This window comes from Rothia sp. HMSC068E02 (assembly GCF_001813565.1).
Taxonomy (GTDB): Bacteria; Actinomycetota; Actinomycetes; order Actinomycetales; family Micrococcaceae; genus Rothia.
Genome location: NZ_KV812865.1, coordinates 1 through 25101, shown reverse-complemented (window position 1 = coordinate 25101; position 25101 = coordinate 1). Strand labels below are relative to the sequence as shown.

At 61.5% G+C, this 25101-nt stretch carries 18 protein-coding genes, 2 tRNA genes and 1 pseudogene; 9 read left to right on the top strand and 12 right to left on the bottom strand.

All coding sequences use genetic code 11. The features are described 5' to 3' along the window. The first annotated feature begins 2 nt into the window (after positions 1 to 2). Positions 3 to 959, top strand: coding sequence for a DUF4232 domain-containing protein (locus tag HMPREF2919_RS00375; protein WP_070665638.1), 957 nt, complete (start codon positions 3 to 5; stop codon positions 957 to 959). A 151-nt stretch (positions 960 to 1110) separates the two neighbouring features. On the opposite strand, the gene HMPREF2919_RS00370 is transcribed toward HMPREF2919_RS00375, so the two are convergent. Then, positions 1111 to 1698, bottom strand: coding sequence for a malonic semialdehyde reductase (locus HMPREF2919_RS00370; protein WP_070665635.1), 588 nt, complete (start codon positions 1696 to 1698; stop codon positions 1111 to 1113). Between the two features lie 147 nt (positions 1699 to 1845). Here HMPREF2919_RS00370 and HMPREF2919_RS00365 point away from each other — a divergent pair, with 147 nt between their 5' ends. Beyond that, complete coding sequence (locus HMPREF2919_RS00365) at positions 1846 to 7407, top strand: DEAD/DEAH box helicase (RefSeq protein ID WP_070665632.1); 5562 nt, start codon at positions 1846 to 1848, stop codon at positions 7405 to 7407. A 265-nt stretch (positions 7408 to 7672) separates the two neighbouring features. Here HMPREF2919_RS00365 and HMPREF2919_RS00360 read toward each other — a convergent pair whose 3' ends face one another. Continuing rightward, positions 7673 to 8257, bottom strand: a complete 585-nt coding sequence (locus HMPREF2919_RS00360; protein WP_049354486.1) for a TetR/AcrR family transcriptional regulator — start codon at positions 8255 to 8257, stop codon at positions 7673 to 7675. 558 nt (positions 8258 to 8815) lie between these two features. Between HMPREF2919_RS00360 and HMPREF2919_RS00355 the strand changes: the two genes are divergently transcribed. From HMPREF2919_RS00355 to HMPREF2919_RS00335, 5 genes are all read left to right on the top strand, one after another. Further along, positions 8816 to 9994 (top strand): pseudouridine synthase, encoded by a 1179-nt coding sequence (locus tag HMPREF2919_RS00355; RefSeq protein WP_049354485.1) that lies wholly within the window; start codon positions 8816 to 8818, stop codon positions 9992 to 9994. Between the two features lie 162 nt (positions 9995 to 10156). Continuing rightward, positions 10157 to 11419, top strand: a complete 1263-nt coding sequence (locus HMPREF2919_RS00350) for a glycoside hydrolase family 76 protein (RefSeq protein ID WP_049354484.1) — start codon at positions 10157 to 10159, stop codon at positions 11417 to 11419. 134 nt (positions 11420 to 11553) lie between these two features. Beyond that, on the top strand, positions 11554 to 12492 hold the full coding sequence (locus tag HMPREF2919_RS00345; RefSeq protein ID WP_049354483.1) for a Dyp-type peroxidase: 939 nt from the start codon (positions 11554 to 11556) through the stop codon (positions 12490 to 12492). 124 nt (positions 12493 to 12616) lie between these two features. Beyond that, positions 12617 to 13927, top strand: a complete 1311-nt coding sequence (tgt, locus tag HMPREF2919_RS00340; protein WP_070541876.1) for a tRNA guanosine(34) transglycosylase Tgt — start codon at positions 12617 to 12619, stop codon at positions 13925 to 13927. Between the two features lie 32 nt (positions 13928 to 13959). Then, on the top strand, positions 13960 to 14469 hold the full coding sequence (locus tag HMPREF2919_RS00335; RefSeq protein WP_070665629.1) for an SRPBCC family protein: 510 nt from the start codon (positions 13960 to 13962) through the stop codon (positions 14467 to 14469). Between the two features lie 148 nt (positions 14470 to 14617). Here HMPREF2919_RS00335 and HMPREF2919_RS00330 read toward each other — a convergent pair whose 3' ends face one another. From HMPREF2919_RS00330 to HMPREF2919_RS00300, 6 genes are all read right to left on the bottom strand, one after another. After that, positions 14618 to 15325: a hypothetical protein gene (locus tag HMPREF2919_RS00330; protein WP_070665626.1), complete on the bottom strand. Its 708-nt coding sequence runs from the start codon at positions 15323 to 15325 to the stop codon at positions 14618 to 14620. A 220-nt stretch (positions 15326 to 15545) separates the two neighbouring features. After that, the gene (locus tag HMPREF2919_RS00325; RefSeq protein ID WP_070665623.1) at positions 15546 to 16667 is read right to left on the bottom strand and encodes a phosphoglycerol transferase; all 1122 of its coding nucleotides are present in this window, start codon (positions 16665 to 16667) and stop codon (positions 15546 to 15548) included. Between the two features lie 111 nt (positions 16668 to 16778). Continuing rightward, on the bottom strand, positions 16779 to 17291 hold the full coding sequence (locus tag HMPREF2919_RS00320; protein ID WP_070634313.1) for an acyl-CoA thioesterase: 513 nt from the start codon (positions 17289 to 17291) through the stop codon (positions 16779 to 16781). A 346-nt stretch (positions 17292 to 17637) separates the two neighbouring features. Then, the gene (locus tag HMPREF2919_RS00310) at positions 17638 to 19143 is read right to left on the bottom strand and encodes an amino acid permease (RefSeq protein WP_049357780.1); all 1506 of its coding nucleotides are present in this window, start codon (positions 19141 to 19143) and stop codon (positions 17638 to 17640) included. 232 nt (positions 19144 to 19375) lie between these two features. After that, positions 19376 to 20830, bottom strand: a complete 1455-nt coding sequence (locus HMPREF2919_RS00305) for an amino acid permease (protein ID WP_070665620.1) — start codon at positions 20828 to 20830, stop codon at positions 19376 to 19378. Positions 20831 to 20937: 107 nt separating this feature from the next. After that, positions 20938 to 21666: a queuosine precursor transporter gene (locus HMPREF2919_RS00300; RefSeq protein WP_070665617.1), complete on the bottom strand. Its 729-nt coding sequence runs from the start codon at positions 21664 to 21666 to the stop codon at positions 20938 to 20940. Positions 21667 to 21900: 234 nt separating this feature from the next. Here HMPREF2919_RS00300 and HMPREF2919_RS00295 point away from each other — a divergent pair, with 234 nt between their 5' ends. Then, the gene (locus HMPREF2919_RS00295) at positions 21901 to 22953 is read left to right on the top strand and encodes a hypothetical protein (protein ID WP_049350498.1); all 1053 of its coding nucleotides are present in this window, start codon (positions 21901 to 21903) and stop codon (positions 22951 to 22953) included. A gap of 109 nt (positions 22954 to 23062) precedes the next feature. Continuing rightward, positions 23063 to 23758, top strand: a complete 696-nt coding sequence (locus HMPREF2919_RS00290; protein WP_005509262.1) for a TetR/AcrR family transcriptional regulator — start codon at positions 23063 to 23065, stop codon at positions 23756 to 23758. A 142-nt stretch (positions 23759 to 23900) separates the two neighbouring features. Here HMPREF2919_RS00290 and HMPREF2919_RS00285 read toward each other — a convergent pair whose 3' ends face one another. From HMPREF2919_RS00285 to HMPREF2919_RS00275, 4 genes and pseudogenes are all read right to left on the bottom strand, one after another. Next, a complete protein-coding gene (locus HMPREF2919_RS00285; RefSeq protein WP_005507186.1) occupies positions 23901 to 24224 on the bottom strand; it encodes a type II toxin-antitoxin system VapB family antitoxin in 324 nt (107 codons plus the stop codon). Positions 24225 to 24343: 119 nt separating this feature from the next. After that, positions 24344 to 24431, bottom strand: a tRNA-Ser gene (locus HMPREF2919_RS00280). Between the two features lie 120 nt (positions 24432 to 24551). Further along, positions 24552 to 24671 (bottom strand): annotated as a pseudogene (locus HMPREF2919_RS09240) (type II toxin-antitoxin system VapB family antitoxin); the annotation flags it as partial. Positions 24672 to 24788: 117 nt separating this feature from the next. Continuing rightward, positions 24789 to 24876: transfer RNA gene (locus HMPREF2919_RS00275), tRNA-Ser, on the bottom strand. Between the last annotated feature and the right edge of the window lie 225 nt (positions 24877 to 25101).

Genomic DNA, 25101 nt, shown 5'->3' with positions numbered 1-25101 from the left:
TCATGTTTAAATCGGCTCAGGTACTCGCATCAACCACCCTCCTCTGTTGCGTGCTCGCGCTCAGTGGATGCGGCGCGTCCCAGGCCGGTCAGGAAGCTGAAGGCACCTCGGCGCAGCCGAGTGCTTCGGCTTCGGTCAAGCCCGGTACGATTCGAGTAGCCTCCGACGGGGCTACCCCTTCGGTGAGCCCGGGCTCCATTACCGTGGTGAACTCCCCCGATGCGGCGCACCACGATTCTTCCTCTGAGCACTCCGAGTCTTCTTCCCACACCGAGACTCACGAGTCGAAGCAGAACTCTGACTCTCATTCTTCTGATTCCTCCCGCGAGGGTTCCGATCAGAACAAGTCAGACGACTCTGCAGATTCTCAGCAGGATTCCCAGAAGAGCTCAAACTCGTCGTCACAGTCGGGTTCCAACTCTTCGGGTAACTCCTCGAACTCCTCCGGTTCTTCGGGCTCGTCGAATTCTTCCAATTCCTCGAATTCTTCGAGCTCTTCGGAGAAGTCCTCTAACTCCTCCAACAATAACGCTGCTGAGGGACCGACCCAGTGCGATCTGGACGACCTGAACGTTTCGGTTGCTGTGGGAGAAGGCTCCCCCGGCGCCCGAAACTACACCCTGTACTTCCAGAATTCCTCGAACTCCCCCTGCACCCTGCGCGGCTACCCGCGTGTGGTGCATGCGGGTCCTTCGGGAACCTGGGTTGGTCGTGAGGCTTCCACCTCCGATGAGTACATGAACTCTGCGGGCGTGACCCTTAACCCCGGCGATAGCACCACCGCGGTACTGCGTTCGGTGTATCCGGCACGCTTCGGCGATGATTGCGGTAGCCGCCCGGTTCAGGGCTTCCTGGTGGGTCTTCCCTCGGGTTCCGGTGGAGTGATTGTTCCGCTGGATACGACCGCGTGTTCCTCGTCTGTTCCGCAGCTGTCGGTGGGTCAATTTGGTGCCCGCTAACGCGGCGTTGCAGATGTGACAACATCTCTGGCACGTTGTGTGCGCATATAGTTCGCATATAGTTCAAGGGCGGTTCCCCTCGATGGGGAACCGCCCTTGAACTGTCTATAAACCTAGGGTTTAGCTTGAGCTATGCGGTAGCCGCACGCTCTTAGAGGGAGCGAGCGACCTCGTCGTGGCTGAAGCGTGCACCGCGCGGGTATGCGGGAGCCTCGCCGTGACCGATGTTGACGACGAGGAAGGGGATTTCTGCGTTGTCCGCGAAGAATTCCTTCTTGATGCCGGCGAAGTCTGCGCCGGTCATGGGGCCGGCATCCAGACCGAGGGCGCGGATTGCGGTGATGAAGTAGCCTGCCTGCAGGTGAGCGCTCAGCTCAGCGGCGGGGGTGGCGAGCTCTTCGGTGGTGTAGAAGCCCTTGATGAAGCCGGCAGCGTTGGGGTTGAAGGTGTCAGCGTGCTCTACCCAGTTTGCGTCTGCGGAGAGAATCGCCGTGACCGGTGCCGCCTGGGTCTTAGCCTTGTTGCCGTCAGCCAGGTGTGCGACGAGGCGCTCGCGTGCCTCGGGGCTCTTGACCCAGGTGATGCGCAGGGGCTGGCTGTTGAAGGCGGTGGGACCGTAGAAGGTCAGCTCCTGGATGCGGCGCAGCTGTTCGTCGGTGACGGGCTCCTCGGTGAAGGAGGAGACGGTGCGAGGCTCGTGGAAGAGGTTGATGAGCTGTTCTTCGGTCAGGCGGGTCATGGTGGCGCTCCTTTGTGTTGTTCTCTCAGTCGATTACTTTACAAGTAAAACATTACGGGCTTGTTGGGAACCTGTCAAGCACATCTTCCTCCCCCAGCCCCCAACAATTCAAGAGGCGCACACCATAAACCCCGCCATAATAGATACATGACCGACGCACTCTCCCACTTCTCCGCACCCGTACGCGACTGGTTCCGCGCCACCTTCAGCGCACCCACCGCCGCCCAAGAAGGCGCATGGGAGAACATCCGCAACGGCAACAACACCCTCATCATCGCCCCCACAGGCTCCGGCAAAACCCTCGCCGCATTCCTCTGGGCACTCGATGCCCTACACCGCGAACACGAAGCCGGAACTGCAGGCGGCACGCGCATCCTCTACATCTCACCCCTCAAAGCACTCGGTGCGGACGTCGAACGCAACCTACGCGCGCCCCTCGCCGGAATCACCCGCCTGAGCGGCAACGACACTGGCGAGCCGAGCATCACCGTGGGCGTGCGCAGCGGCGACACCCCCGCACGCGAACGCCGCCAACTCATCAGCAACCCACCCGACATTCTCATCACCACCCCTGAATCCCTCTACCTCATGCTCACCAGCGCCGCCCGCAACACCCTCGCCGGCGTGACCACCGTGATCGTGGATGAGATTCACAACCTTGCCGCCACCAAACGCGGCGCGCACCTGGCAGTATCCCTCGAACGCCTCGATGCGCTCCTTGAAAAGCCCGCACAGCGCATTGGTCTCTCCGCAACCGTCGAAAACCCGGAGGCGGTCGCCCGGTTCCTCGGTGGCATTCAGCCGGTGACCATCATGAGCCGCCCGGTTGCCAAAGAATGGGACCTGCGTCTGAGCGTGCCCGTACCCAATATGGCGGCGCTCGGAGGCGCCAACGACTACGGGCAGGGGCTCTACGCCCCATCAGAATATGCGCCCTCGGAGGTGCCGGGCGGCGGGGGCTCAACTTCTGCCGGCTCGGCGCAGGGCGCGGCACAGCCTGCCCCCAGCGCAGCGAATACCCCGGCAAGCGCGCCCTACACGCTGGAAGATGCCATTGGCGTATTCCCCGGGCAGGAAACTGGTCAAGAAACCGGACAAGAAACCGGACAGGCAAACCCGGCGCGACAGGGCAATAACGCCGCGCCCAAAAATACGCTCACCATCCCGGAAGAATCACTCCGTGAAACTGCCGATAGCGAGCGTCCCGAGACTTCCATCTGGCCGCGCGTACAGGAGCGCATCGTCGACCATATTGAGAACAACCGTTCTACGATTGTTTTCGTTAACTCGCGTGGACTAGCGGAAAAGCTCACCGCGGCACTCAACGATATTCACCTACACCGCGTGCTCGCAAAGCAGGGCATCAGCCCCGAAGACTACGCGGCGGGCATCTGCGACATCGCCGAGGTGCCACCGCTCGCCCGCGCGCACCACGGCTCCGTATCCAAGGAACAGCGCACCCTCATCGAGGAAGCGCTCAAGGGCGGAACCCTACGCTGCGTGGTCGCCACCAGCTCCCTGGAGCTGGGCATCGACATGGGCCACGTGGACCTCGTAATCCAGGTGGCCGCACCTCCATCGGTTGCCTCCGCACTGCAGCGCGTGGGCCGCGCCGGACACCGCGTGGGCGAAATTTCGCGCGGATTCTTCTACCCCAAGCACCGCGGCGACCTGCTCGGCGCAACCGTCACCCTCGCCGGAATGCGCAGTGGAACCCTCGAGCCGCTTGCCATCCCCACCAACCCCCTGGACGTACTCGCGCAGCAGACCGTCGCCGCCTGTGCGTTGGGCCCCATCAGCGTGGACTCCTGGTACGAGGCGCTACGCCGCAGCGCGCCCTACGCCGAACTGCCGCGCGCCCTCTTCGACTCCGTACTCGAAATGCTCGCCGGACGCTACCCCTCCGACGAATTCGCCGAACTGCGCCCGCGCATCATCTGGGACCGCACCCCCACCGAGGAAGCCCCCTCCGGCAGTATTGAGGGCCGCCCGGGTGCGCAGCGCCTCGCCGTCACCAGCGGCGGCACGATTCCCGACCGCGGGCTCTTCCCCGTCTACCTGGTCAGCGGCAATGAGGAGCGCGGCCCTAAGCGCGTGGGTGAGCTCGACGAGGAAATGGTGTACGAATCCCGTGCTGGCGAGGTCATCACCCTCGGCGCGAGCAGTTGGCGCATCGAAGAAATTACGCATGACGCGGTGCGGGTCTCCCCCGCACCCGGTCAGCCCGCACGCCTGCCCTTCTGGCACGGCGACCGCATGGGCCGCCCCTACGCCCTGGGCGTGCAGACGGGTACGTTCACGCGCGCCCTCTCCAGCCTGGACGCCACCGATAGCGCCGCCGCCCGCCAGCAACTCGAACAGCTCGGACTGGACACCTGGGCAGTCGATAACCTGCTCGCCTACCTGCGTGAGCAGCGCGAATCCACCGGGGCGGTCCCCTCCGATACCCGCATGATTGTAGAGCGGCACCGCGACGAACTGGGCGATTGGCGCGTGGTCCTGCACTCGCCGCTCGGCTACGGGGTGCACGCACCCTGGGCGCTGGCGGTACGCGCCCGCATTGAGGAGCGGTACGGGGTGGACGCTTCCGTCATGGCGAGTGATGACGGCTTGATTCTGCGTCTGCCCGCTATGGAGGATGTGCCGCCCGGCGCTGATCTGTTCCTTTTCGACCCGGACGAGCTGGAGGCGATTGTCACCGAACGCGTAGGCGATTCGGCGCTTTTTGCGTCTCGGTTCCGTGAGAATGCGGCGCGTGCCCTGCTGTTGCCGCGCCGTGATCCGGGTAAGCGCACCCCGCTGTGGCAGCAGCGTCAGCGTGCGGCGCAGCTGTTGGATGTGGCGCGTAAGTACCCTGATTTTCCGGTGCTTTTGGAGACGGCGCGCGAGTGTCTGCAGGATGTGTACGATGTTCCGGCGCTGGTTCAGGTGCACCGTTCGTTGCAGTCTCGGGCGGTGTCCATGCTGGAGGTTGAGACGAACGACCCTTCGCCTTTTGCGCGCACTCTGCTCTTTGAGTACGTTGCCGAGCACCTCTACGACGGCGATGCGCCCGCCGCCGAACGCCGCGCCGCCGCGCTGTCGCTGGACCCGGCACTGCTGGCTGAGTTGCTGGGTTCGAGTGGTCTGCGTGACCTGTTGGATCCGGCGGTTCTGGTGCAGACTCAGCAGCGTCTGCAGCGCACGGGTGAGCGTTACCGCGCCTGCGGTGTAGAGGGCGTGGCGGATCTGTTGCGCCAGTTGGGTCCGTTGAGCGCGCGGGAGTTGAGTCTGCGTTTGCGTGCCGACAGCCCACGGGCTGAATCTGCGACACACGGTTCTCAGGATTTCGGCGAGTCCGAAGACTCTGAAAACTACGGCGAGGAGCATGGCGAGGAGTACGGCGCGCACGCCAGCACGGATCAGGCGCGCGCCCTGGCGGAAGAGCTGGTGCGCTCGCGCCGCGCGTTCTCGTTCATGGGAGCTGCCGACATGGGAGCTACCGACGATTCCGCCGAGCCGCAGCTGTACTATGCGGTGGTTGAGGATGCTGCGCGTCTGCGCGATGGGCTGGGCATTATGCCCGCCGCGGCGCTTCCTGTAGCCCTTCTGGAGCCGGTCGCGGAGCCTTTGGAGGATCTGGTTTCTCGCTATGCGCGCACCCATATTCCCTTCACTGCGCAGCAGGCGGCGGAGCATTTTTCGCGCCTGACCCCGGTGGGTGTGGGCGTGCTGACTCCGGTGTTGCAGCGTCTTCAGCAGCAGCGCCGCCTAAGCTCCGGCGAGTTCCTGCCCGAGGTGCTGCGCACTCCCGGGTCTGCCGGTGTCGAGTGGGTGGATGCGCAGGTTTTGCGCACGATTCGTGCCCGCTCTCTGGCGGCGTTGCGTGAGGAAATTGAGCCGGTATCGGCGCAGGTCTATGGTGTATTCCTACCCTCATGGCAGAACGTTCGTTCTTTATCCGTGCGGGTTGCGCAGACCCTGCCGGAGGCGAGCGCCTACGGCGCGTTCATGCCCTCCCGCCGCACCGCCACGGTAATGGGCGAGAGGGTGGCGCCTCTCGGCCCGGCGGCGCTCAACCCGGCGGTACCCAACCCGTTAGCTGAGCACGGCACAGAACATACGGGACAAGATTCCGCCTCCTCCACGGAGGATCTGCTCACCGCCATCGACCAGCTGGCGGGTGTGCGCGTACCGGCTTCCGCGCTGGAGACGCTGATCCTCCCGGCGCGTGTGCCCGGCTACCAGCCGCACATGCTGGACGAGCTGATGGCAAGCGGCAGGGTGTTCTTCACCGGCGCCGGTCAGCTCGGCGGCGGTAGCGCGCAGAAGTCTGACGGCTGGATTCGCCTGCATTTGAGCGAGAGTTCCTCGCTGACTCTGGGTGAGCTGACCATGGGCGAGGACTACCCGGAGCAGCTGTTACGCGCGGAGAACCCCGAGCTTTGGGAGGCGCTGCAGGCTCCGGGCACGCTCGAGCACGCCATCTATGAGGCGCTGGCTCATGGCGGCCTGTTCGTGCCGGCGCTACGTGAGCGGGTGGCGCAACTGATGAGCGCTGCGGCACCTGCCGGTCAGGTGGTGACTTTCCCGGATGCGGCGGAGGTTTCGGCAGCGCTGTGGCGCCTGGTGTGGGCTGGTGCGGTGACGAACGATAGTTTCGCGCCGGTTCGGGCGATGCTTGCGGGCGTCCGCAGTGCGCATCCGACTCCGGCAGCCCCTGCGCGTCTGTCGCGGGTGGGTCGCCGTGGTGCGGGCCGTATTGCGGCGGCACGCGCCTCCATGGGTAACGGCTTGGCGGGCGGATACGGCGCTGCCACCGGGCGCGGTCTGCGTTCCCTGCGCGGCGGGTTCCATGGCGCCGCTCCCGCCGTTGCCCCGCAGGATAGCGGTCGCTTCTCACGCGTGGACACACTGCTGCAGGAGCCGGTGGAGGCGACGGTTACGGCGCTCGCACGCGCCGACCTGCTGCTGGACCGCTACGGTGTACTGACTCGCGGGTGCCTGCAGGTGGAGGATTCTGCCGGCGGGTTCTCGCAGCTGTACCGGATTTATTCGGCGGCTGAGGATCGTGCGCTGGTGCGTCGCGGCTACTTTATTGAGGGTTTGGGCGCGGCGCAGTTTGCCGCCCCCGCGACGGTGGACCTGCTGCGTTCTACCGCCGATAGCCTCAGTGTTCCCGCAAGTCCACAGGGTTTTGGCGCGACACAGGGTTTTGGTGCGAGTGCCTACACCCCGCAGCGTACCGATACGGAGCGGGTGTACGGCACGTTCACAGTGACCCTGTTGGCGGCGACCGACCCCGCGAACCCGTACGGTGCGGCGCTGAGCTGGTCCGCGATTCCCTCCTTTGCGCACGAGGGCGAGGGCACCGTAAAGCACCGCCCGGCACGCAAGGCGGGCGCCTGCGTGGTGCTGGTGGACGGCGCACCGGTGCTCTATGTGGAGCGTGGCGCGAAGACCCTGTTGGCTTTCACCACCGACCCGGTACTTCTGGAGGCGGCGGCCCCCGCCCTGGCGCGCCTGGTGTCCGCCGGCGGTGCGGAGAAGATTTCGGTGGAGAAGGTCAACGATGTGGAGCTTTTGGGCACCCACACGGTGAGCACATCCACATTGGGCGCATCCGGCGGCGAGGTTGTAGAGCATCCGGTGGAGGCGCTGCGTGCGGCACTGCAGGCGCAGGGGTTCTACGCGACGGTTCGTGGCCTGTCGCTACGCCGCTCCATTTAGCCCGAGCCTCAAGCTTAGCCTCAGAGTAAAACTATTTTCTTCAATCTCAACTTGAGCATCATAATGCCCCGCACCCCCACGGAAGGGGGTACGGGGCATTATGTTTCCCTACTCACGAACCGGGTGGTGTTCCCGGAGTCCACCACGTCGCAAGCGGCGTAGCGGAGGAATAACCGCCCGGATGTCCACGTCATCTTTGCCGTGGAGCACATAACCAAACATCGGAGCGGGAAGTCCTGTGTAGACCTGTCACCTCTTGAGGCGGCTAGTAGCCGCCAGTGAGGGTGTCCACGGCACCCAGGCACAGGTCGATGGCTTCTTCGAGCCCGAGCCCGCGGGAGCGAACGGTGCGCTGATCGCGGGGGTTGAGTTGCACGACGTGCATGGCGAAGTAGTCGACGAGCTGCAACCAGCCTCCGAGGATGACGCGGGTGCGGTCATTAATCGGCATGCCGGTGCGTTCAAGCATCCATTCGAGGTAGTCGGTGGGGTTGTTCGGGAAGTCCTCCCCACCGGGGGTGGGGACACCGGCTACGACGAGGAAATAGGTGCGCAACTCCCTGCGGAGTGCTTCCTCGGGATTTTCGTGGTGCTCGCCGAGAGCCTCAAGGACTGCGTTGGCTTCGCGTCGGGTGACAGCTGCCGCCAGGGAGTCCTTGCCGGGGAAGTAGTGGTAGAGCAGGGCGCGGGTAATGCCTGCATCGCGGGCGATAGCGCTCATGGAGGCACCGAGCACGCCGCGGCGAGCGAAATGTTCTGCAGCGATTTTCAGAATTTGCTCTTCGCGTTCGTGCGGCTCCATGCGCAGGGCACCGGTGCGAGGCTCCGCATTCTTTTGTGAATGTTCCATAACCTCTCCTCTCGCATTTTCCGGTGCTTTGGAATTGTCCGATTGCACCGCTGTAATTGGGGGTGTTCCTTTAACCTCTGCATCCTTGCGCTGTTTCTGTCCCATTTCGACCCCTTCGTTCGAAATATCGAACTTCTGTGTCTTAATCGTACCGCTTTAAGGCGGTTTCCAGCCTTTATTAAGGTGTTTATGACGTAGGATGCCCAGGTTATCAGGTCTTTAATTGCTTTACATCTTTTATACTTAGAAAAACCACAGGGGCTAAATTGAGGGTTATTGATTTATGATTTGACAGCATTTTCGAAAATACCGCACTCAATCGATAGTTTTTGTAAAATTAATGCACTTTTTTTAAATTAAATGTCCAATAATTTCAAAAATTTGTGAAGTTTTCGTTTTCTGTTCCACGTATTCACACAAACATTCATGAGTGTCAGACAAAACTGTCTTCTGCAACCCCACACCAAGCCCACGGTAATATTTCCACCCGCATGCTGCTCAGTCTGGCGCACCCGGGTCGCCGCCGAATCAGTCCCTCCCAAAAGGTAGAGTAGAGCCATGCCCGCACAGAACACCGCACGCCCACAACCCACCTCACAGTCCAGCTCTCAGCCCAAAACACAGCAGGGAACACAGCCCACCTATCAGGCAAAGCCTGCACGCCGCACGCATCGCCGTCTGCTGACCCCTCCGCTGGCTCAGAAGAACGGTATCGACCCGATTCAGCTGATCCTGCCGCTCGTGGAGGAGCTCCCCGCCGAGCTCGCCCCGAGCAACACTGCACCGAACAACACCGCCCCGAACAATACGGCTCCGACAACCATTGCGGATTACCTGATTGCGCGCTTCTACCCGAACGACCCGCAGATTATTCACGCCCGCTTTAATACCGGTGAGGTGCGCCTGGACGACGGCACAATTCTGACTAGCGACAGCCCGTATATGCCGGGTGAGCGCATCTGGTACTTCCGTGAGCTTGCCGATGAGCCGCAGCTACCCTCAGACATGCCGGTGCTCTACGAGGATGAGCACGTGCTGGCGATTGATAAGCCGCATTTTCTGCCGACCACCCCGCGCGGTTCCTATATTGCGCAGACCGCGCTGACCAAGCTGCGGGTGCGTGAGCAGAACCCGCTACTGATTCCGATTCACCGCCTGGACCGCCCGACCGCGGGTGTGCTGCTTTTTGCCAAGACCGTTGAGGCACGCCGCCCCTTCCAGATGATGTTTCAGCACCGTCAGGTGTCAAAGACCTACCGTGCCGTGGCGCCGGTTCCCGCCGATGCTGCCGCCGCCGAGCAGGCGTTGAGTGCGGAGGGGCTGCAGGTGCGTTCGCATATTCAGAAGATTCGTGATCAGCTGCAGGTTCAGCAGCTTTCTGAGCAAGAGTGCGCGGCGCAGGGTGTGGAGCCGAATACGCTGACGACCGTGAAGATTCTGCGGACTTTCACTCCGAGTGCGCAGGCGGTTGAGGGGTGGCGCGCGGAACCGAATAGAGAATGGGCGCTCTATGATTTGGCGCCTCACACCGGCAAAACGCACCAGCTGCGGGCGCATCTGAATATGCTCAGCGCCCCCATTCTGGGCGATGTGCTCTACCCGCAGGTGCTACCCGACGCGCCAGACCGCCCGGAGTACCCGCTGCAGTTGCTGGCGTACAGCCTGCATTTTGAGCATCCCATCACCGGCGAGCGAGTGGATTTGTACAGTGGCCGCTCACTCACTGCCGCCTCCTAACTGGTTTTTGAATGGCGTTCACCCCGTTCCCTGCGGTGCATCTTCTCGGCGGTCTCTCGAAAAGGAATCACACCCGAGAGCCCGCCCACAGCATCCGGGCGCTCAGAGGGCAAAAAGTGGGATAATTCAGACGTAATACTTCACCGCAACTACAGAGGGTCCATGAATTCCCAGCCGTCTTCCCACAACGCGCAGTCTCTGGAGTCGATTAGCGAGTACGCCGAGCGCACCTCCTCGCATGCCGCTGCCGCAGCCGCCAGCGTCACCGACACCTTCGTGCACCGTATTCTTGGCGTTCCCGGCGCCCTCATCGGTTCGGTGCAAGTGCCCGACCCGCGCCCGCTGAGCCAGCGCCTGAACGCTTGGCACTACTGGTGGCAGGCGCACCTGCTGGACTGTGTGATTGATGCCGGTCAGCGTCACCTGCGCGAGGGCGATATTACTGCCGCACAGGAGGAGCTGCACCGCGCCCGCGCACTATTGCGCGGCATTAACGTGCGTAATTACGGCCGCTTCGCGAACGACTACTTTGACGATATGGCGTGGCTGACCCTCGCGGTGGGCCGCATGAATTCCTTCTGCATTGAGCTGACCGGCGCTAATGATGTTGCTGCCCAGGATGCTGGCGTAGCTCTCTTCGAGCAGTTGGCGAAGGGCTTCTCCCCGGTGGGTGGCATGAGTTGGCGCAAGTCCAAGCGTGATTTTGTGAATGCTGCGGCAACCGCGCCGACCGCGCTGGCGTATGCGCGTGCGGGCGACCCGAAGACTGCCGCCGCGCTCATGGACTGGATGAACGAAACCCTCTGGGATGCAGAACGTTCACTCTATATTGACGGAGTGAACGTGCGCGGCGAGGAGTACGAATACGAGCGTAGCGAATTCACCTACAACCAGGGAACCGCCCTGGGCGCGCTGCTGAGTTTGGCGGCCTCCGGTGTGCCCTGCGAGGTAGACCCCGCCGAGCGCGCCGAGCGTCTCATCGTCGGCATCGTCAAGCACATGACCGAAGAGGTGGAGTTCCTCTCCGGTGCGCGCCGCCGCATCCTCATCTCTCACGGCGACGGCGACGGCGGCCTGTTCACCGGCATTCTCGTGCGCTACCTGGGCATGGCGGCGTCCTCGCCGCTGCTCAGTGATGAGGCGCGAGCGCTCGCCTCGACCCTGGTGTACTCGACCGCACGCGCCCTGTGGGAGGGTCGCCGCGAGTTTGACCCCGACCTGCCGATGAATGAGTACGGCATTGACCCGAATGAGATTCGCGGTAAGGCGCTCGTGCAGTTCTCCCCGCGATTCACCGAGCCGATGAGCAAGGTTGTGAAGCCCGGCGCGCCGGTGGAGCTGTCCGCTCAGGTGCAGGCGTGGACTATTTTTGAGACGGCGGCGCGTCTGGCGCATGCGCGGTACCTCGCCTCCCACAGTTTCTAAAGTACGGCTTCTAAAACCCTGCTGTTCTTTATCCCCAGCCCTAATCTTCTCCCAGCGGTGCGTTCTCCCAGCAGCGCAGAAGGTTAGGGCTGGATTCATTGCGGGGGCGTACACACGGGCGTACGGTGAGTTTTATGTTTGCACCAGAATCACAACAGGTCACTGCCAGCCCGAACGCTAACACCATTTTCATGGTGTGGAAGTTCAAGGAAGACATCAGCCAGGATGCGCTCATTGAGGGGTTCCAGAACCTCTGCGGGCTCGTTATTAACCTCAACCACACCGCCGCGAACCGCTACTCTCCCGAGAACGCCAGCGTTGTGCTGGGTATCAGCCACAGCGCGTGGCTGACCCTGGATCTGCCCAAGCCGCTGCCGCAAGAGCTCGTGGAGTTCGAGGAGATTAGGGGCCCTAAGCACACCGCGGTGTCCACTCCCGGCGATCTGCACTTCCACATCCGCGCGACCCAGCCGTCCGTCGCCTACGATATGGCGTCCGCTATTACCGCGGCTCTGCGCGATGTTGCCGAGGTACTGGATGAGGTGCACGGCTTCCGCTACTGGGACGGCCGCTCCATCATCGGTTTTGTGGACGGCACCGAGAACCCGCAGACCCCCGCGGCACGCGAATACTTTGGCGTCATCGGTGACAGCGACCCCATGTACAGGGGCGGCAGCTACCAGTTCGTGCAGAAGTACATCCACGACATGACCGCGTGGAACGCCCTGCCCGTCTCCGAGCAGGAGAAGGTCATTGGCCGCTCCAAGCACGACGACATCGAGATGAGCGAGGACGAGAAGCCCACCAACTCGCACTCCGCTATCGCCAATATCGGTGACGACTTCAAGGTTATTCGCGACAACATGCCCTTCGGCACCGTGGGTAACAACGAGCTGGGCACCTACTTCATCTGCTACGCCAGCACCTTCTCGACCGTCCGGAAGATGCTCATGAACATGTTCACCGGCGTGGATGGCGCCAACTACGACCGTCTGCTGGATTTCAGCACTGCGGTGACCGGCACCCTCTTCTTCGTGCCGACTGTGGATATGCTCGGCGACTTCGCCGGCTAAGGCGAGCTAAACCCAGCTACCCTCAGCTAAATTCTCGTGAACCCCGCCTCCGGCAAGAGAGGCGGGGTTTTCCGGTAGGCTAGGGTGTAGACATTCAGACGGAAAGCAAACAATCGAGAGAAGAATGAGCGTTCTAGATAATTCTTTCCCTACCGAGGACTTTGGCTTCACCATCACCAGCCGCCTGGCGGACACCGCCTCCCCCAGCGCTGAACGTGTAGAAGCCAACGGCGGACAGTTCCGCGGACGCACCGGTGTCATCACCACCCCGCACGGACAGATCCAGACCCCCGCCTTCACCCCCGTGGGCACCAAGGCAACCGTCAAGGCGGTCCTGCCCGAATCCATGAAGGAGCTCGGCGCTCAGGCTCTGCTCTCCAACGCCTACCACCTGTACCTGCAGCCCGGCCCCGAAATCCTCGACGCGGCAGGCGGCCTGGGCGCATTCATGAACTGGGACGGACCCACCTTCACCGACTCCGGCGGATTCCAGGTCATGAGCCTGGGCTCCGGCTTCAAGAAGGTTATCGATATGGGTACCGTCGCGGACGCTAAGGGCGCCGACGGCCGCCCCCTCGGCGACGACGACGTGGCGAAGGGCAAGGAACGCCTCGCCCACATTGACGACGACGGCGTGAACTTCAAGTCGCATATTGACGGCTCGATTCACCGCTTCACTCCCGAGGTGTCCATGCAGGTTCAGCACCAGATTGGTGCCGACGTCATGTTCGCCTTCGACGAGCTGACCACCCTCTACAACTCCCGCGGCTACCAGGAGGAGGCGCTCGAACGCACCCGTCTGTGGGCGCTGCGCTGCATCGCTGAGCACCAGCGCCTGACCACTGAACGCGTGGGCAAGCCCTACCAGGCACTGTTTGGCGTCATTCAGGGTGCACAGTACGAGGACCTGCGCCGCAAGGCATGCCAGGACCTCGGTTCTATGCCCTTCGACGGCTTCGGCATCGGTGGTGCGCTCGAGAAGGAAAACCTCGGCACCATCGTGCGCTGGTGCGCCGAAGAGCTACCCGAATCCAAGCCCCGCCACCTGCTCGGAATCTCCGAACCCGACGACATCTTCGTCGGCATAGAAAACGGTGTAGACACCTTCGACTGCGTCTCCCCCACCCGCGTGGCACGCAACGCCGCCGTCTACTCCCCCACCGGCCGCTACAACATCACCAACGCGCGCTTCAAGGCGGACTTCTCGCCCATCTACGAGGGCTGCGACTGCTACACCTGCACCCACTACACCCGCGCCTACCTGCGTCACCTCTTCAAGGCGGACGAGCGTCTGGCGGCGACCCTCGCCTCCATCCACAATGAGCGCTTCATCGTGCGCATGGTGGACGACGCCCGCGAAGCCATCAAGGACGGCACCTACTTCGAGTACCGCGACGAGTTCCTCGGCAACTACTACTCCGGCAAGAAGCCCTAAACCCGCTCTTCAACCCGTTTAAGGAGAACCCTATGAGCATCACTCATGTTCCCGATGAGGAGCTTCTCGTCTTCGACCACGAGATCGCAGCCCCGGTCGAGGACGTCTTCGGCGCCTACCTGGACCCCGAACTGCTGGTCCGCTGGTACGGCCCCGCAGGCTGGCACGTGCGCCCCACCGACGTTGTCGTGGAGCCTGTCGTCGGCGGCATGCAGCGCCTGTCCATGATCAACGAGGTTGACCCCTCGGTGTCCTGTATTCTGCAGAGCCGCTTTTTGAGCATTGAACCGTTCAAGGAGCTCGAATACGCCGAGCAGCTGCCCGACCACCTGGGCAACCCCGACAGCGTGCTGGTGTACCAGCGTCACCGTTTCTTCCCCGAAACCGTGATTACCGCTGACGGTGTGGGTTCCGGTACCCGCATCGTTATTGAGATTGGCCCCATGCCCGCCTCGGTCCACGAGGAGGTGCGCACCACCTGGCGTTCGACCTTCGCCCGCCTGGATGACGTGCTCGCCACCCGCGCACACGGGGAGCTCTAAAACCCGCCGCGCCAGCTGCTTGAGATAGCTTCGAGACACGAAAGCGCCGCGTTGACGAATGATTCGTCAACGCGGCGCTTGTGTTTAACACCCGTGCTTTGCGGGGGGGTTCCTTCTGGGGTGTGCCCTGCCGGGTGTGAGTCGTAAACTAGTTGGTCAGCTTCACGGTAATGACGGTGCTGCCACCATCCAGGGACACGCACTCGGGGGTCGCACGATCCGCGCCGTCGCCCGGCTTCCAGTAGCAGCGCGCCGACATGACGGTACGCTCACCATTCGCCTTATCGGTCACCTCGGCGGGGTTCTGCACCACAAACTGGCGGATCAACTCACGCGCAAACAGGCAATCCACCGCACCGGAAGCCACCTGAACCGTAGCGTTGTGCTTCAGGTAGCCGGTAGCGTCCATGCTGCCGCAGCTACCGCCCGCAGACTGAACATCCGAGCTGGACAGGCTCGCGGTGCTCGACGCCTTCGCCACCGCGCTCGCCGAAGTATTCGCCTTAGCCGATGCGGAGGGGCTCGACGCTGCGCTCGCCTGAGCAGTCGTTGCCGGGCTTGCGGTGGTGATGGTTCCGGGGCTCACGGTAGCCACCGCGGTGGGGGTGTGCACGGTACCGGCAGTCGGGGTGCTTTCAGTGACCGTTGCGGTGCGGGTGGGCGAAGGGGTCGCCTTCGCGCTCGTAGCGCTGGGGCTAGGGGTCGCGGTGGCGCTCGGGGAGGCGGTGGTAGCGCCTCCGGAGCATGCCGACAGCGCCAGCAGCAGCGTGGCACCGAGCGCTACGAGGCTGTAGCGCTTAGCGGTGCGGAGCGTAGTAGAAGAAGTCTGGGTAGAGTGCTTCTGTGCCGGATGCATGGTGACCTTTCTGCGTCATCGGTTCGGGTTCCTAACCAGTATTCTAAAGACGCTACCTGTGAGCTAGCTATACGGCATCTTAGGAACCCACAGGGTGCCCCCGCTAGGACACAGCGGGTAGAGGCACAGCGCAATAAGAGGGGCTCCCCGGCAGTGCGGGAAGCCCCTCCTTAGCTCTCTTCACAACTCACTGACAACTCATTGCCTCTAGCGCGGGTGTTTAGCCTTCGTGCCTGCCACGCACCAGAATAGTGTGCCCGTTTCCGTCATGGCAGCTTATCGAGCTATTCTCAATCTCGCCGAAACAGGTCAGCTGATTACCATCGGCAGCGGGCACAGTCACCACATCCCAGGTGTGCATCATCTTCGTGTTTGCGGTGGTGGTTTCCGCGTGCAGAGCCGAGGACCCATTCGCGGTATTCACCTCGCTAGCGCCGGTCAGGAAGTTCATGCGAGTCACCTCCACCGGACCTGCAAAAGTACGACCGACCGCACCGTTACCGTCACCGGTCTGCTCACCGGTGCGGCGCTCGCACACCAGGGTTCCATCCGCGGGGTTCAGCTCGCAGAGGGTGCGCTCGTCATCGCTCTTGAAACGGTAATAGCCGGCACCGGAATCGTAGTAGGAGGGCTCCATGAGGAACGGGATCTCGGGAGCATCCGGGTTTTCCAGACGAGCCACAAAGGCGACATCCTCACCGATAGTGCACTCGGGGGCGCCGCGATCCTCGCGACGGTTCTCAGCCATCGCGTACTGCGGGTTCCAGTAGCAGGTGGCGTCCTGAACCTTCGCAACCTGGTGCTCGGTCAGGTTGTCGTCGGCACGCGGGGTGGTGATGTACTCGGTCAGCACGTCCAGGGCGTGGGCGCAGTCCACGGTACCGCGCAGCACCATGATTTCCGCACCAGTCTTCAGGTAGCCCTTGCGGCCAATGTGTCCGCAGCGCTCGCCGGCGGAGGCGCGTTCAGCCTCCACCTTTTCGGGCGCGCGGGGAGTGTCACCGGTGGGGGTTGCTGCCGCGACGGGGGTTGCCTTTGCATCAGCGGGTGCGGAGGAATCGGACGCCTTCGCCTCGGCGCTCTCGCTGGGGGCGGGTGCCTGAGTCTCGGTGACGGTCGGCTCGGTCTTCTTCGTCGGCGTCGGGGACGCGGTGGAGGAAGGAAGCGGGTACTTCGAGTGGTTAGCCGTACTGGAGGCGCTGGGGGTCGACGAGGAGTTTTCGCTCTGAGAACCGCCGAAGCAGCCGGTCAGAGCGAGGAGCAGGGCGGCGGCGCATCCGGTGGCGCGCATCGTGCGGCGACCCCAACCGGTGGGGTCTGCCTGAGTGTGGTGGAACGACATCGTTATCTCTCCCGGGAATGAACCTTTTGCACCCTTTGCAGAAGGTATTTAAAGCATACGCTTGACCCCGTTCAAGACCGGTTTATTACAGCGGAGCGCCGGTATCTACCCCTACTTCTGCGGCAGGTAGGAGCTCAACAGCTCACGCTGCTCGGGGCTCAGACGGGTCAAACGCCCCACAACCGAATCCCAGAACGCCAGCACGGTAAAGGCACGCACGCATTCGCGGCCGTCCACCGGGGAGAGAATCGAGTAGCCAATCCGCACGGATGCGGCGCTGACCTTCTCCACGCTCAGGCGCACGGGTACGGGCTCACCGGTGTAGGGCAGCTGAGCCAGGTAGCGGATGCCGTGCTCGGCAATAAGCGCCTGCACGCCCTCGGCAACCAGGTCGAAAAGCGGAATCGGAGGCTGCGGTGCCACGGTGGGCTTCTGCCCGGAGGAGGGCGGCGGGCCGAAGAGCGCCACACGGGCTTCTTCCATGACCGAGAGGATGGCAACGTTGTTGACGTGCCCGTAGGCGTCCATATCGCCCCAGCGTGCGGGTACGTGCACCAGCAGTTCGTCGGTGGTACCGACCTCAGAGGTGGGGGTGTTTTCGCGGTTCTTTTCGTGGCTTTGCATGGTTTTAACTCTACTCCCCCACCGCTGTGAGGCGGCTATTCGTACGAATCCGCAAGGTACAGCAAATGAATCAGCTGATAATGATTCGGGGGCTAGAAATATATTTGATAGTTAAAGCGATGAGGCTCGAAAGCTACGATGCTTTCGAGCCTCATCCAACACACAGACATTTGAACGCATACAAGATCATACGGTTCACTGTCTATGATAGACCCCACTCTGAGGGCCAACTGCATTTTTACGGTTTTATTACGAGGAATTCCAGAAATTTTCCGTATTTTTCGTTTATTACTGTGTTGGAGTCTCTGCAGGCCCCAGCACCGGCTCTCCCGGCAGCTACAGAACCTTAACGGCCCAGCTTAGCCGCAGTCTCCAGGGCATGATCAGCGTCGTACTTCATGGCGTCATACTCGGCAGTTGCCTGCTGAGCCTCAACAAAGGTCTGCTCATCAATCATGTGAGTGTGGCGGATACGAGCAAAGTACAGCAGGCTCAGAACCACAAAGTAGCCCACGCCCACAATTGCCGGAACCATAGAACCGCGCACCATGAAGAGCGCAACCCACACCGCGAAGAGCAGCAGAACGCCAACCGCCGCGGTGAACTGGCCACCCCACAGGCGGAAACCATTGGCAGCAGGCTCAACACGCTTGTACACGATGTAGGCGAACAGAATCAGAACCCACACGGTCAGCGCGCACACCATGATCACAAAAATCATGGAGAGGAACGCTTCCTTCGGGCTGTACAGCGCCAGCAGAATAGCAATAACCATGCCGCTGGTCGACGCCCACACGGCGCGAGCCGGAACGCCAGCACGGTTCACCTGAGCCAGCTGGCGAGGCGCCATGCCGTCAGCCGCCAGGGAGTGTAGCAGACGCGCACCCGCGTACAGGTTTGCGTTCGCGCTCGACAGTGCCGCAATCAGCACCACAAAGTTCACGAAGTGCGCCACGCCCTGAATGCCGAGCTGTTCAAAGACCAGAACGAACGGGGAAGCATCCACCGCATCGCCTATGCCCGAGGCCGAACGCCACGGAATGATAGCAACAACAATCAGCACCGCCAGCACGTAGAAGGTCGCCAGGCGAATCATCATCGCCTTCGCCGAGGAACGCACCGAACGAGAGGGATCCTTCGCCTCCGCAGCAGAGATTGAAATCATCTCAATACCGCCAAAGGAGAACATCACCACAGCCAGCGACAGCCACACCGACTGGAGGCCGTTCGGCATGAAGCCGCCGTCGTTGAAGAGGTTTGCGGTACCCACCGCGGCGTGACCGGGCAGGCCGAAGAAAATCAGGCACAGGCCCACCAGCAGGAAGGCAATAATCGAAATGACCTTAATCGAAGACAGGAAGAACTCCAGCATGCCAAAAGACTTCACGCTGGTCAGGTTCAGCACAATCAGCGCCACACCAAACGCGGCAATACCCGCCCACAGCGGAAGCTGCGGCCACCAATAATTCAGGTAAGTCGCTACCGACACCAGCTCAACGCCAGCAATCAGAACAGTCGCCGTCCAGTATGCGATGCGAGTCAAAAAGCCCGCGAAGGGGCCCAGGTAGCGGGTAGCGATAGTGCCAAAACCGCCGCGGACAGGGTAGCGAACCGCCATTTCACCGGTTGCCGCGCCAATCACCGAAGCGAGCGCAGAACCAATAGCGTAGGTGAGAATGACCGCGGGACCAGCCATCGCAATGGCGGTGCCCGAACCCAAGAAGAGGCCCGTACCGAGCGCGGAACCCATCACGATCATGGTCATCTGTCCGTGGGACAGAGAACGCTTCAGGGTGCGCGATCCGGCGGTCCCCGCTGCAGCGTGGCTGCGGGTATCGTCGTTGTGGGACACGAAGGTGCCTTCCGTCAGTACGCCTTAGGGGCGTGATGTGCAATGTGTGCTCGCACCCGGCTTCTGCGGCTTCTAGCCGCGTTGACGGGTACGAATAGTTAACTATTCTACGGGCACACTCACATCGCTCAGAACGGCGCCGTCTAGAGTACAGAAGCGAAAAGGCACCGAACGGGGGTGCTCCCCCATCCGGTGCCTTTTATGTTTTAGCCTCGCGAGGCTTTCACGCTATTTAGTGCTGTGCCGTGCTGGTGTTCTCGTCGGCGTGCATAGCGTCCAGGTCGGGGCGCTCATAACCGCCCTGAACCTTCGACGAGATGGCGTAGCCAATAGAAATCAGCACGAAGAAGACGATACCGACCATGATGGATTCCTGAACGCCCGAGCCGGGCAGCATGAACATTGCCGCCAGGGTCGCCAGGACACCCGCCAGAGCCAGACCTGCGGTGACGCGGCCACCCAGCACGGTGAAGGAGGAGGCGTCCTTTTGGTCCTTCTTGTACGCCTGGTAGGTCAGCAGAATCATGATCCACACAATCAGGATGCACAGGGTCACCAGCGCCATGAGCAGAGCGAAGATGTCGCCGATCTTGGCAACAGCCATCACGGTTGCCACGACCACGCCGGTGAAGGAGATGAGCAGAGCCACGACCGGCACGCCGCGCGAGGAGGTGCGGGCAGCCACTGCGGGAGCCATGCGGTCAGAGCCCAGGGCGTGCAGCAGGCGGGTTGCCGCATACAGGGAGGCATTAGCGCCAGAGAGCGCAGCAACGAGCACCACGAAGTTCATGATGTCCGCCGCGAAGGGGATACCCAGTTCAGAGAAGACCAGCACGAACGGCGACTCGGTCAGCTCCGAGTTCTGTGCGGCGGTCTGCCAGGGCACCAGGCACAGAATAATTGCCATGGACACCACGTAGAAAGTGGACAGGCGCCAGATCATTGCCTTCACGCTGGTTGCCACCGAGCGTGCCGGGTCCTTCGCCTCCGCTGCGGAGAGAGAAATCATTTCCACACCGCCGAAGGAGAACATGACAACAGCCATCGAAATCCAGATGGATGCCGGGCCGTTGGGCAGGAAGCCGCCGTCGTTCACGAGGTTTGCGGTACCCGCCGCAGCGTGACCGGGCAGACCCACGAACACCAGCAGCACACCAATCACCATGAACACGATGACGGCAGAAACCTTAATCGAAGACAGCAGGAACTCCAGGGCGCCGAAGGACTTCACGCTCACCAGGTTCAGCACCAGAATAATCGCGCCGAAGAGAGCGACGAACACAGCCAGGGGAACATCCGGGAACCAGTACGCCATGTAGTGGCCAACCGCCACCAGCTCAGCACCAGCCAGCGGCACGGTGCATGCCCAATACGCCCAGCGAGTCAGGTAGCCGCTAAAGGGGTTCAGGTATCGGCTCGCGATGGTGCCGAAACCGCCCTGGACGGGGTGACGCACGGACATTTCGCCCGCGCACGCAGCAATGGTTGCCGCAATCATCGCACCAATAGCGTAAGAGATGATTGCGCCGGGGCCCGCAATTTTAATGGCGGAGGAGGAACCCAGGAACAGGCCCGTACCCAGCGCCAAGCCCATCGCAATCATGGTCAACTGGCCGTGGGAGAGGGAACGATTCAACGAGTTGTTCTTCTCCGACTGCTCGGGGATATTCCCCTGCAGTTTAGACATAACGTATCTCTTTCTTAGACATGCTGTGTATTGAATAAAGCTGAAATGGCAATGCCGCCCAGGCGTTAGGCCGGGCGGCTGCGCACATCAGCTGTAAGGAGGTTAGTTTACGCCACGTACTCGAGTTCGTGACGCTTGAACCAACCAATAATCGGGTAGCTAATCGGCATGAGGAGCACCTCGACCAGGCACTTGTAGATATAGCCGATCAGCACGTAGTTAATGAATGCTTCCATGGTGTCGATGCCGAGCACCGGTGCCGCGATGGAGCAGAAGATGAGGGTGTCGAGCAGCTCACCGACCAGGGTGGAGACGATCATACGCAGCCACAGGAAACGGCCCTTGCTTGCCTTCTTCATTGCCACCATGACCCAGGCATTCAGGGTCTGGCCGAAGAGGTAACCGAGCAGGGAGCCCGCAAAAATCTGCCAGACCGGGCCGAGAACCTGCGCGAACGCCTCCTGGCCGGTGTAGAAGCTCGCAGCGGGCAGGTGCACGATCAGCAGGAAACACAGGGCAGCAAAAGCGGCTGAGGCGAAGGAGGCCACAATCGCGCGGCGGGCACGCTTGAAGCCGTACACCTCAGAAAGAAGGTCGCCAATAACGTAGGCGAGAGGGAAAAGGAAGAAACCACCGTCGGTGACGATGGTGTTACCAATGAGGGGCAGTTCGAAGGGCAGGGGACCGAACTCCACGCCCTTAGTTGCACCAATATTCGAAATGATCAGGATGACGCAGGACGCGCCCAGCAGCAGATCAAAGTAGCCGCGGCGACCAGCCCAGGGCACCTTGACGGTGCTCGTCTGAGCCTTAGATTCGCTAACGGGTTTAGCCATTACTTTCCCCAAGTCTTTCTTCATGCGATGTGTTTCTTCACGCAAGGTACGAGCCCTCACGTGTGGTGGGTGAGTGCGCTATGCAGGGCGCTACTCACCGGCTCGTCTGCCACCCGAGCCTATCTAATAGTACCTATATGCCGTGGCGGCGGCAGGTTTACGGGCTTCGTTCAAGAGTGTGGACGCTCATGACCACCCCGCCAGCCTTCCTGACCGCACATTTACAATAAATGTATGAAGAATCTGGGCCACGGAATTCACCGCACTGAGCAGGTGGTATCCCTGCTGGGGGCGGGGCGTGCGCTACGCGCCTCGCTTCGGCGGTCGGTACGGGGTTCTTCACAGCAGGTGCGTAGGCGGCGGCACCGTAACCAGCGGCGGCTGAGCGCGCATATTCCGCGTCTGCATCCGCTGTTCACCTATGCGGCGCAGGCTGTGCGCACCGGTCTTTCCCTGCTGGAGCCGATGTTTCTGGCTTCGTCTGAGTTGCTCGGTTACCGATCGTTTACGCATCGCGGGCGTAATATCTACTATCGGGTCGATAACCTGTATCTTCTGACCGATTCTGAGTCTGCGCCCGGTGTGCTGTTCTATTTTGATGGTGACCACCTCTCGCGTGCCGGTAGCCGCCTGTTGCGCCGCGACTCCCCGTTGCGTGCCGAGTTGGCGCAGGTGGCGGCTGAGTTCAATATGCTGTCGGTGCCGGTGCTGTCGCCGGGTAGTATGCGGGAGCCGCGTCTGGCCGATGGTGATTCTTATGCGCCTCCGCTGACCTATAACTGGTGGGTTCGTGCCCGCTCGAACGGCAGGATGGTTCGCGCCCTCATTGAGGAAATTGCCCTGGCGTACGGGGTGGATACGAGCCGTATCTGGCTTGCGGGCTATTCGGGTGGCGCCGAGTTCCTCAGCTACGAGCTGCTGTCACACGATATTGAGTGGATTCGTGGAGGTGGCGCCACCTTTATCGGTGGCGGCGGTACTGACGGCGTGCCGGCTCGGGTGCGTGAGCGGGCTGCGCTGAATCCTTCTTCGCATGCGCATCTGTTGATGAGCTGGCATGTGGGTGTGCTGGATGGTCGTTCGCCGTCGGCTCGTCGGCGTATGGCGACGAGTTCTGAGGGGAGTTGGTCGGCGCGGATTGCGGTGCAGGAGGGTAGTGCGTTCTACGAGGGTTTGGGTGCGCGGACTTTGTTGCAGGTGACTCCGGGGCGTGGCCATACGGGGTATCCGATTGCGTCGTTGGTGGGTGCTGATTTGGCGGCTGCTACGCGTTTGGGCTTCTTGTAGTGCCGGTCGTTCTGTCATATTTGTGAAAATTCGCATGGATTGGGCAAATTTCTTGGTGACACATTCGATAAATTCGTCATTTGCTGACGATTTGGGGTAGAGTGTCACTATGCCTCGTATTTCTGCAGCAACCAACGCCGCCCAGCGCGAAAACACCAAGCGCGCCATCCTCAACTCCTTCGGCGAGATCCTCTACAACCGCGGCCTCTCCGGCCTGACCATGACCGACGTCGCCAAGAACGCCGGAATCGGCCGCACCGCGGTCTACAACTACTTCGCCGACATGGGCGAACTGCTGGTCGCCTACGCCCTGGACGAGACCGAACGCTTCCTCAACGAGCTGCGCGTCGGCCTGGAGGGCATCGAAAACCCGATTGACCAGCTCGCGGTCTACATTCGCTTGCAAATCAACGACCTGGCGCGCCGCCACCTGCCTCCGGGCCCTGCGATGCGCTCCATGCTCTCCCCCGAGTCCTACGCGAAGCTCGGCAAGCACGTTCACGAGCTGCAGATGGTGCTCGCGCATATTCTTTCTGCCGCCATTGCCGAGAACTACATTCCGAAGAACGACATTCGCGAACTGGCGATGCTCGTGCACGGCTCCCTCTCCTCAAGCGCCGGTCGCGCCGAGGACGCACCGGATGAGGAAACCCGTGAGCGCCAGATTCTGAATACTATCCGTTTTATTCAGATGGGCCTGGGCGCGCGTTTTGACGCCGAGGGCAACCCGGTTCGCCTGGATTCCGAGGAGTCCCTGCCGGAGCAATCCCCGGTGCAGGAGGCGGGCCTGAAGGTTGCGTCCTAAGCGTGGTATCTCTGCGTAGCGGAACGTAGCTCAGTTATACGTCACAAAAATGCCGCGGACCTGATGCTTCTCGCATCGGTCCGCGGCATTTTCTGTATTCGGGTAGGCGTTTACGCGGTTAGGTTTTTACGCGAGTAGGTTTTTACGCGCCGGGCAGCAGCGCCGGGGAGATTGAGTCCAGGTCCAGTACGCGCGCATACATGACGGCGCGGCGGTGCAGGGCGTTACGCAGTGCGCGGTGCACGCCGTCTTCGAGGTAGAGTTCGCCGCCCCATTTGACCACGTGCGGGAAGAGGTCGCCGTAGAAGGTGGAGTCTTCGGCGAGTAGGGTCTCGAGGTTGAGGGTTTTTTGGGTGGTGATGAGGGTGTCGAGGCGTACCTGCTGCGGCGGGATTCCTCCCCAGTCGGCATGGGTCATGCCGTGCTGGGGGTAGGGGCGGCTGTCGCCTACTTTTTTGAAGATCATGGTGGTGCTTTCTGCAGGTATGGGGCGCTCCGATGGCGCCCGGAACCGTGGGGTTCTGAAGAAATAGTACCAAGGGGTATAAAAAATCCCCGGTCTTAGATTCTAAGACCGGGGATCGGTGGCGGAGGATGGAGGATTTGAACCTCCGAGGGTGTTAACCCAACACGCGTTCCAGGCGTGCGCCATAGGCCGCTAGGCGAATCCTCCAGCTATGTTTTCTACGCATTGCGTAGGCAACAAATAAAACCTTACTACGCTTTTGCTAAGCATGCAAGCCCTGAGCAATAAAAATAACAGAAAGCACATTTATGGATGCTTGTGCCCCTGTTTTTGGGTGGTGATAAGGGTGTCGAGGCGTACCCGCTGCGGCGGGATTCCTCCCCAGTCGGCGTGGGTCATGCCGTGCTGGGGGTAGGGGCGACTATCGCCTACTTTTTTGAAAATCATGGTGGTGCTTTCTCAGGTATGGGGCGCCTCGGCGGCACGTGTAACCGTGGGGTTCTGAAGAAATAGTACCAAGGGCGCAAAAAATCCCCGGTCTTAGATTCTAAGACCGGGGATCGGTGGCGGAGGATGGAGGATTTGAACCTCCGAGGGTGTTAACCCAACACGCGTTCCAGGCGTGCGCCATAGGCCGCTAGGCGAATCCTCCAGCTATGTTTTCTACGCATTGCGTAGGCAACGAATAAAACTTTACTACGCTTTTGCGAAACGTGCAAGCCCTGGATGGGAAAAGTAACAGAAAGCACATTTGTGGTTGCTTGTGTCCTCGCTTTTGGACGAGGCGCAGGCGGAGCGGGCACGTAGTGCATATGACGGGTACCCAATTGCCTAAGTAGCCATTTTTGGGCATGAAAAAACCTCCTACGCAACCGCT

Coding starts and splice junctions, on each gene's coding strand:
- HMPREF2919_RS00375 (WP_070665638.1), top strand. CDS start 3: ATGTTTAAATCGGCTCAGGTACTCGCATCAACCACCCTCCTCTGTTGC.
- HMPREF2919_RS00370 (WP_070665635.1), bottom strand. CDS start 1,698: ATGACCCGCCTGACCGAAGAACAGCTCATCAACCTCTTCCACGAGCCT.
- HMPREF2919_RS00365 (WP_070665632.1), top strand. CDS start 1,846: ATGACCGACGCACTCTCCCACTTCTCCGCACCCGTACGCGACTGGTTC.
- HMPREF2919_RS00360 (WP_049354486.1), bottom strand. CDS start 8,257: ATGGAACATTCACAAAAGAATGCGGAGCCTCGCACCGGTGCCCTGCGC.
- HMPREF2919_RS00355 (WP_049354485.1), top strand. CDS start 8,816: ATGCCCGCACAGAACACCGCACGCCCACAACCCACCTCACAGTCCAGC.
- HMPREF2919_RS00350 (WP_049354484.1), top strand. CDS start 10,157: ATGAATTCCCAGCCGTCTTCCCACAACGCGCAGTCTCTGGAGTCGATT.
- HMPREF2919_RS00345 (WP_049354483.1), top strand. CDS start 11,554: ATGTTTGCACCAGAATCACAACAGGTCACTGCCAGCCCGAACGCTAAC.
- tgt (WP_070541876.1), top strand. CDS start 12,617: ATGAGCGTTCTAGATAATTCTTTCCCTACCGAGGACTTTGGCTTCACC.
- HMPREF2919_RS00335 (WP_070665629.1), top strand. CDS start 13,960: ATGAGCATCACTCATGTTCCCGATGAGGAGCTTCTCGTCTTCGACCAC.
- HMPREF2919_RS00330 (WP_070665626.1), bottom strand. CDS start 15,325: ATGCATCCGGCACAGAAGCACTCTACCCAGACTTCTTCTACTACGCTC.
- HMPREF2919_RS00325 (WP_070665623.1), bottom strand. CDS start 16,667: ATGTCGTTCCACCACACTCAGGCAGACCCCACCGGTTGGGGTCGCCGC.
- HMPREF2919_RS00320 (WP_070634313.1), bottom strand. CDS start 17,291: ATGCAAAGCCACGAAAAGAACCGCGAAAACACCCCCACCTCTGAGGTC.
- HMPREF2919_RS00305 (WP_070665620.1), bottom strand. CDS start 20,830: ATGTCTAAACTGCAGGGGAATATCCCCGAGCAGTCGGAGAAGAACAAC.
- HMPREF2919_RS00300 (WP_070665617.1), bottom strand. CDS start 21,666: ATGGCTAAACCCGTTAGCGAATCTAAGGCTCAGACGAGCACCGTCAAG.
- HMPREF2919_RS00295 (WP_049350498.1), top strand. CDS start 21,901: ATGAAGAATCTGGGCCACGGAATTCACCGCACTGAGCAGGTGGTATCC.
- HMPREF2919_RS00290 (WP_005509262.1), top strand. CDS start 23,063: ATGCCTCGTATTTCTGCAGCAACCAACGCCGCCCAGCGCGAAAACACC.
- HMPREF2919_RS00285 (WP_005507186.1), bottom strand. CDS start 24,224: ATGATCTTCAAAAAAGTAGGCGACAGCCGCCCCTACCCCCAGCACGGC.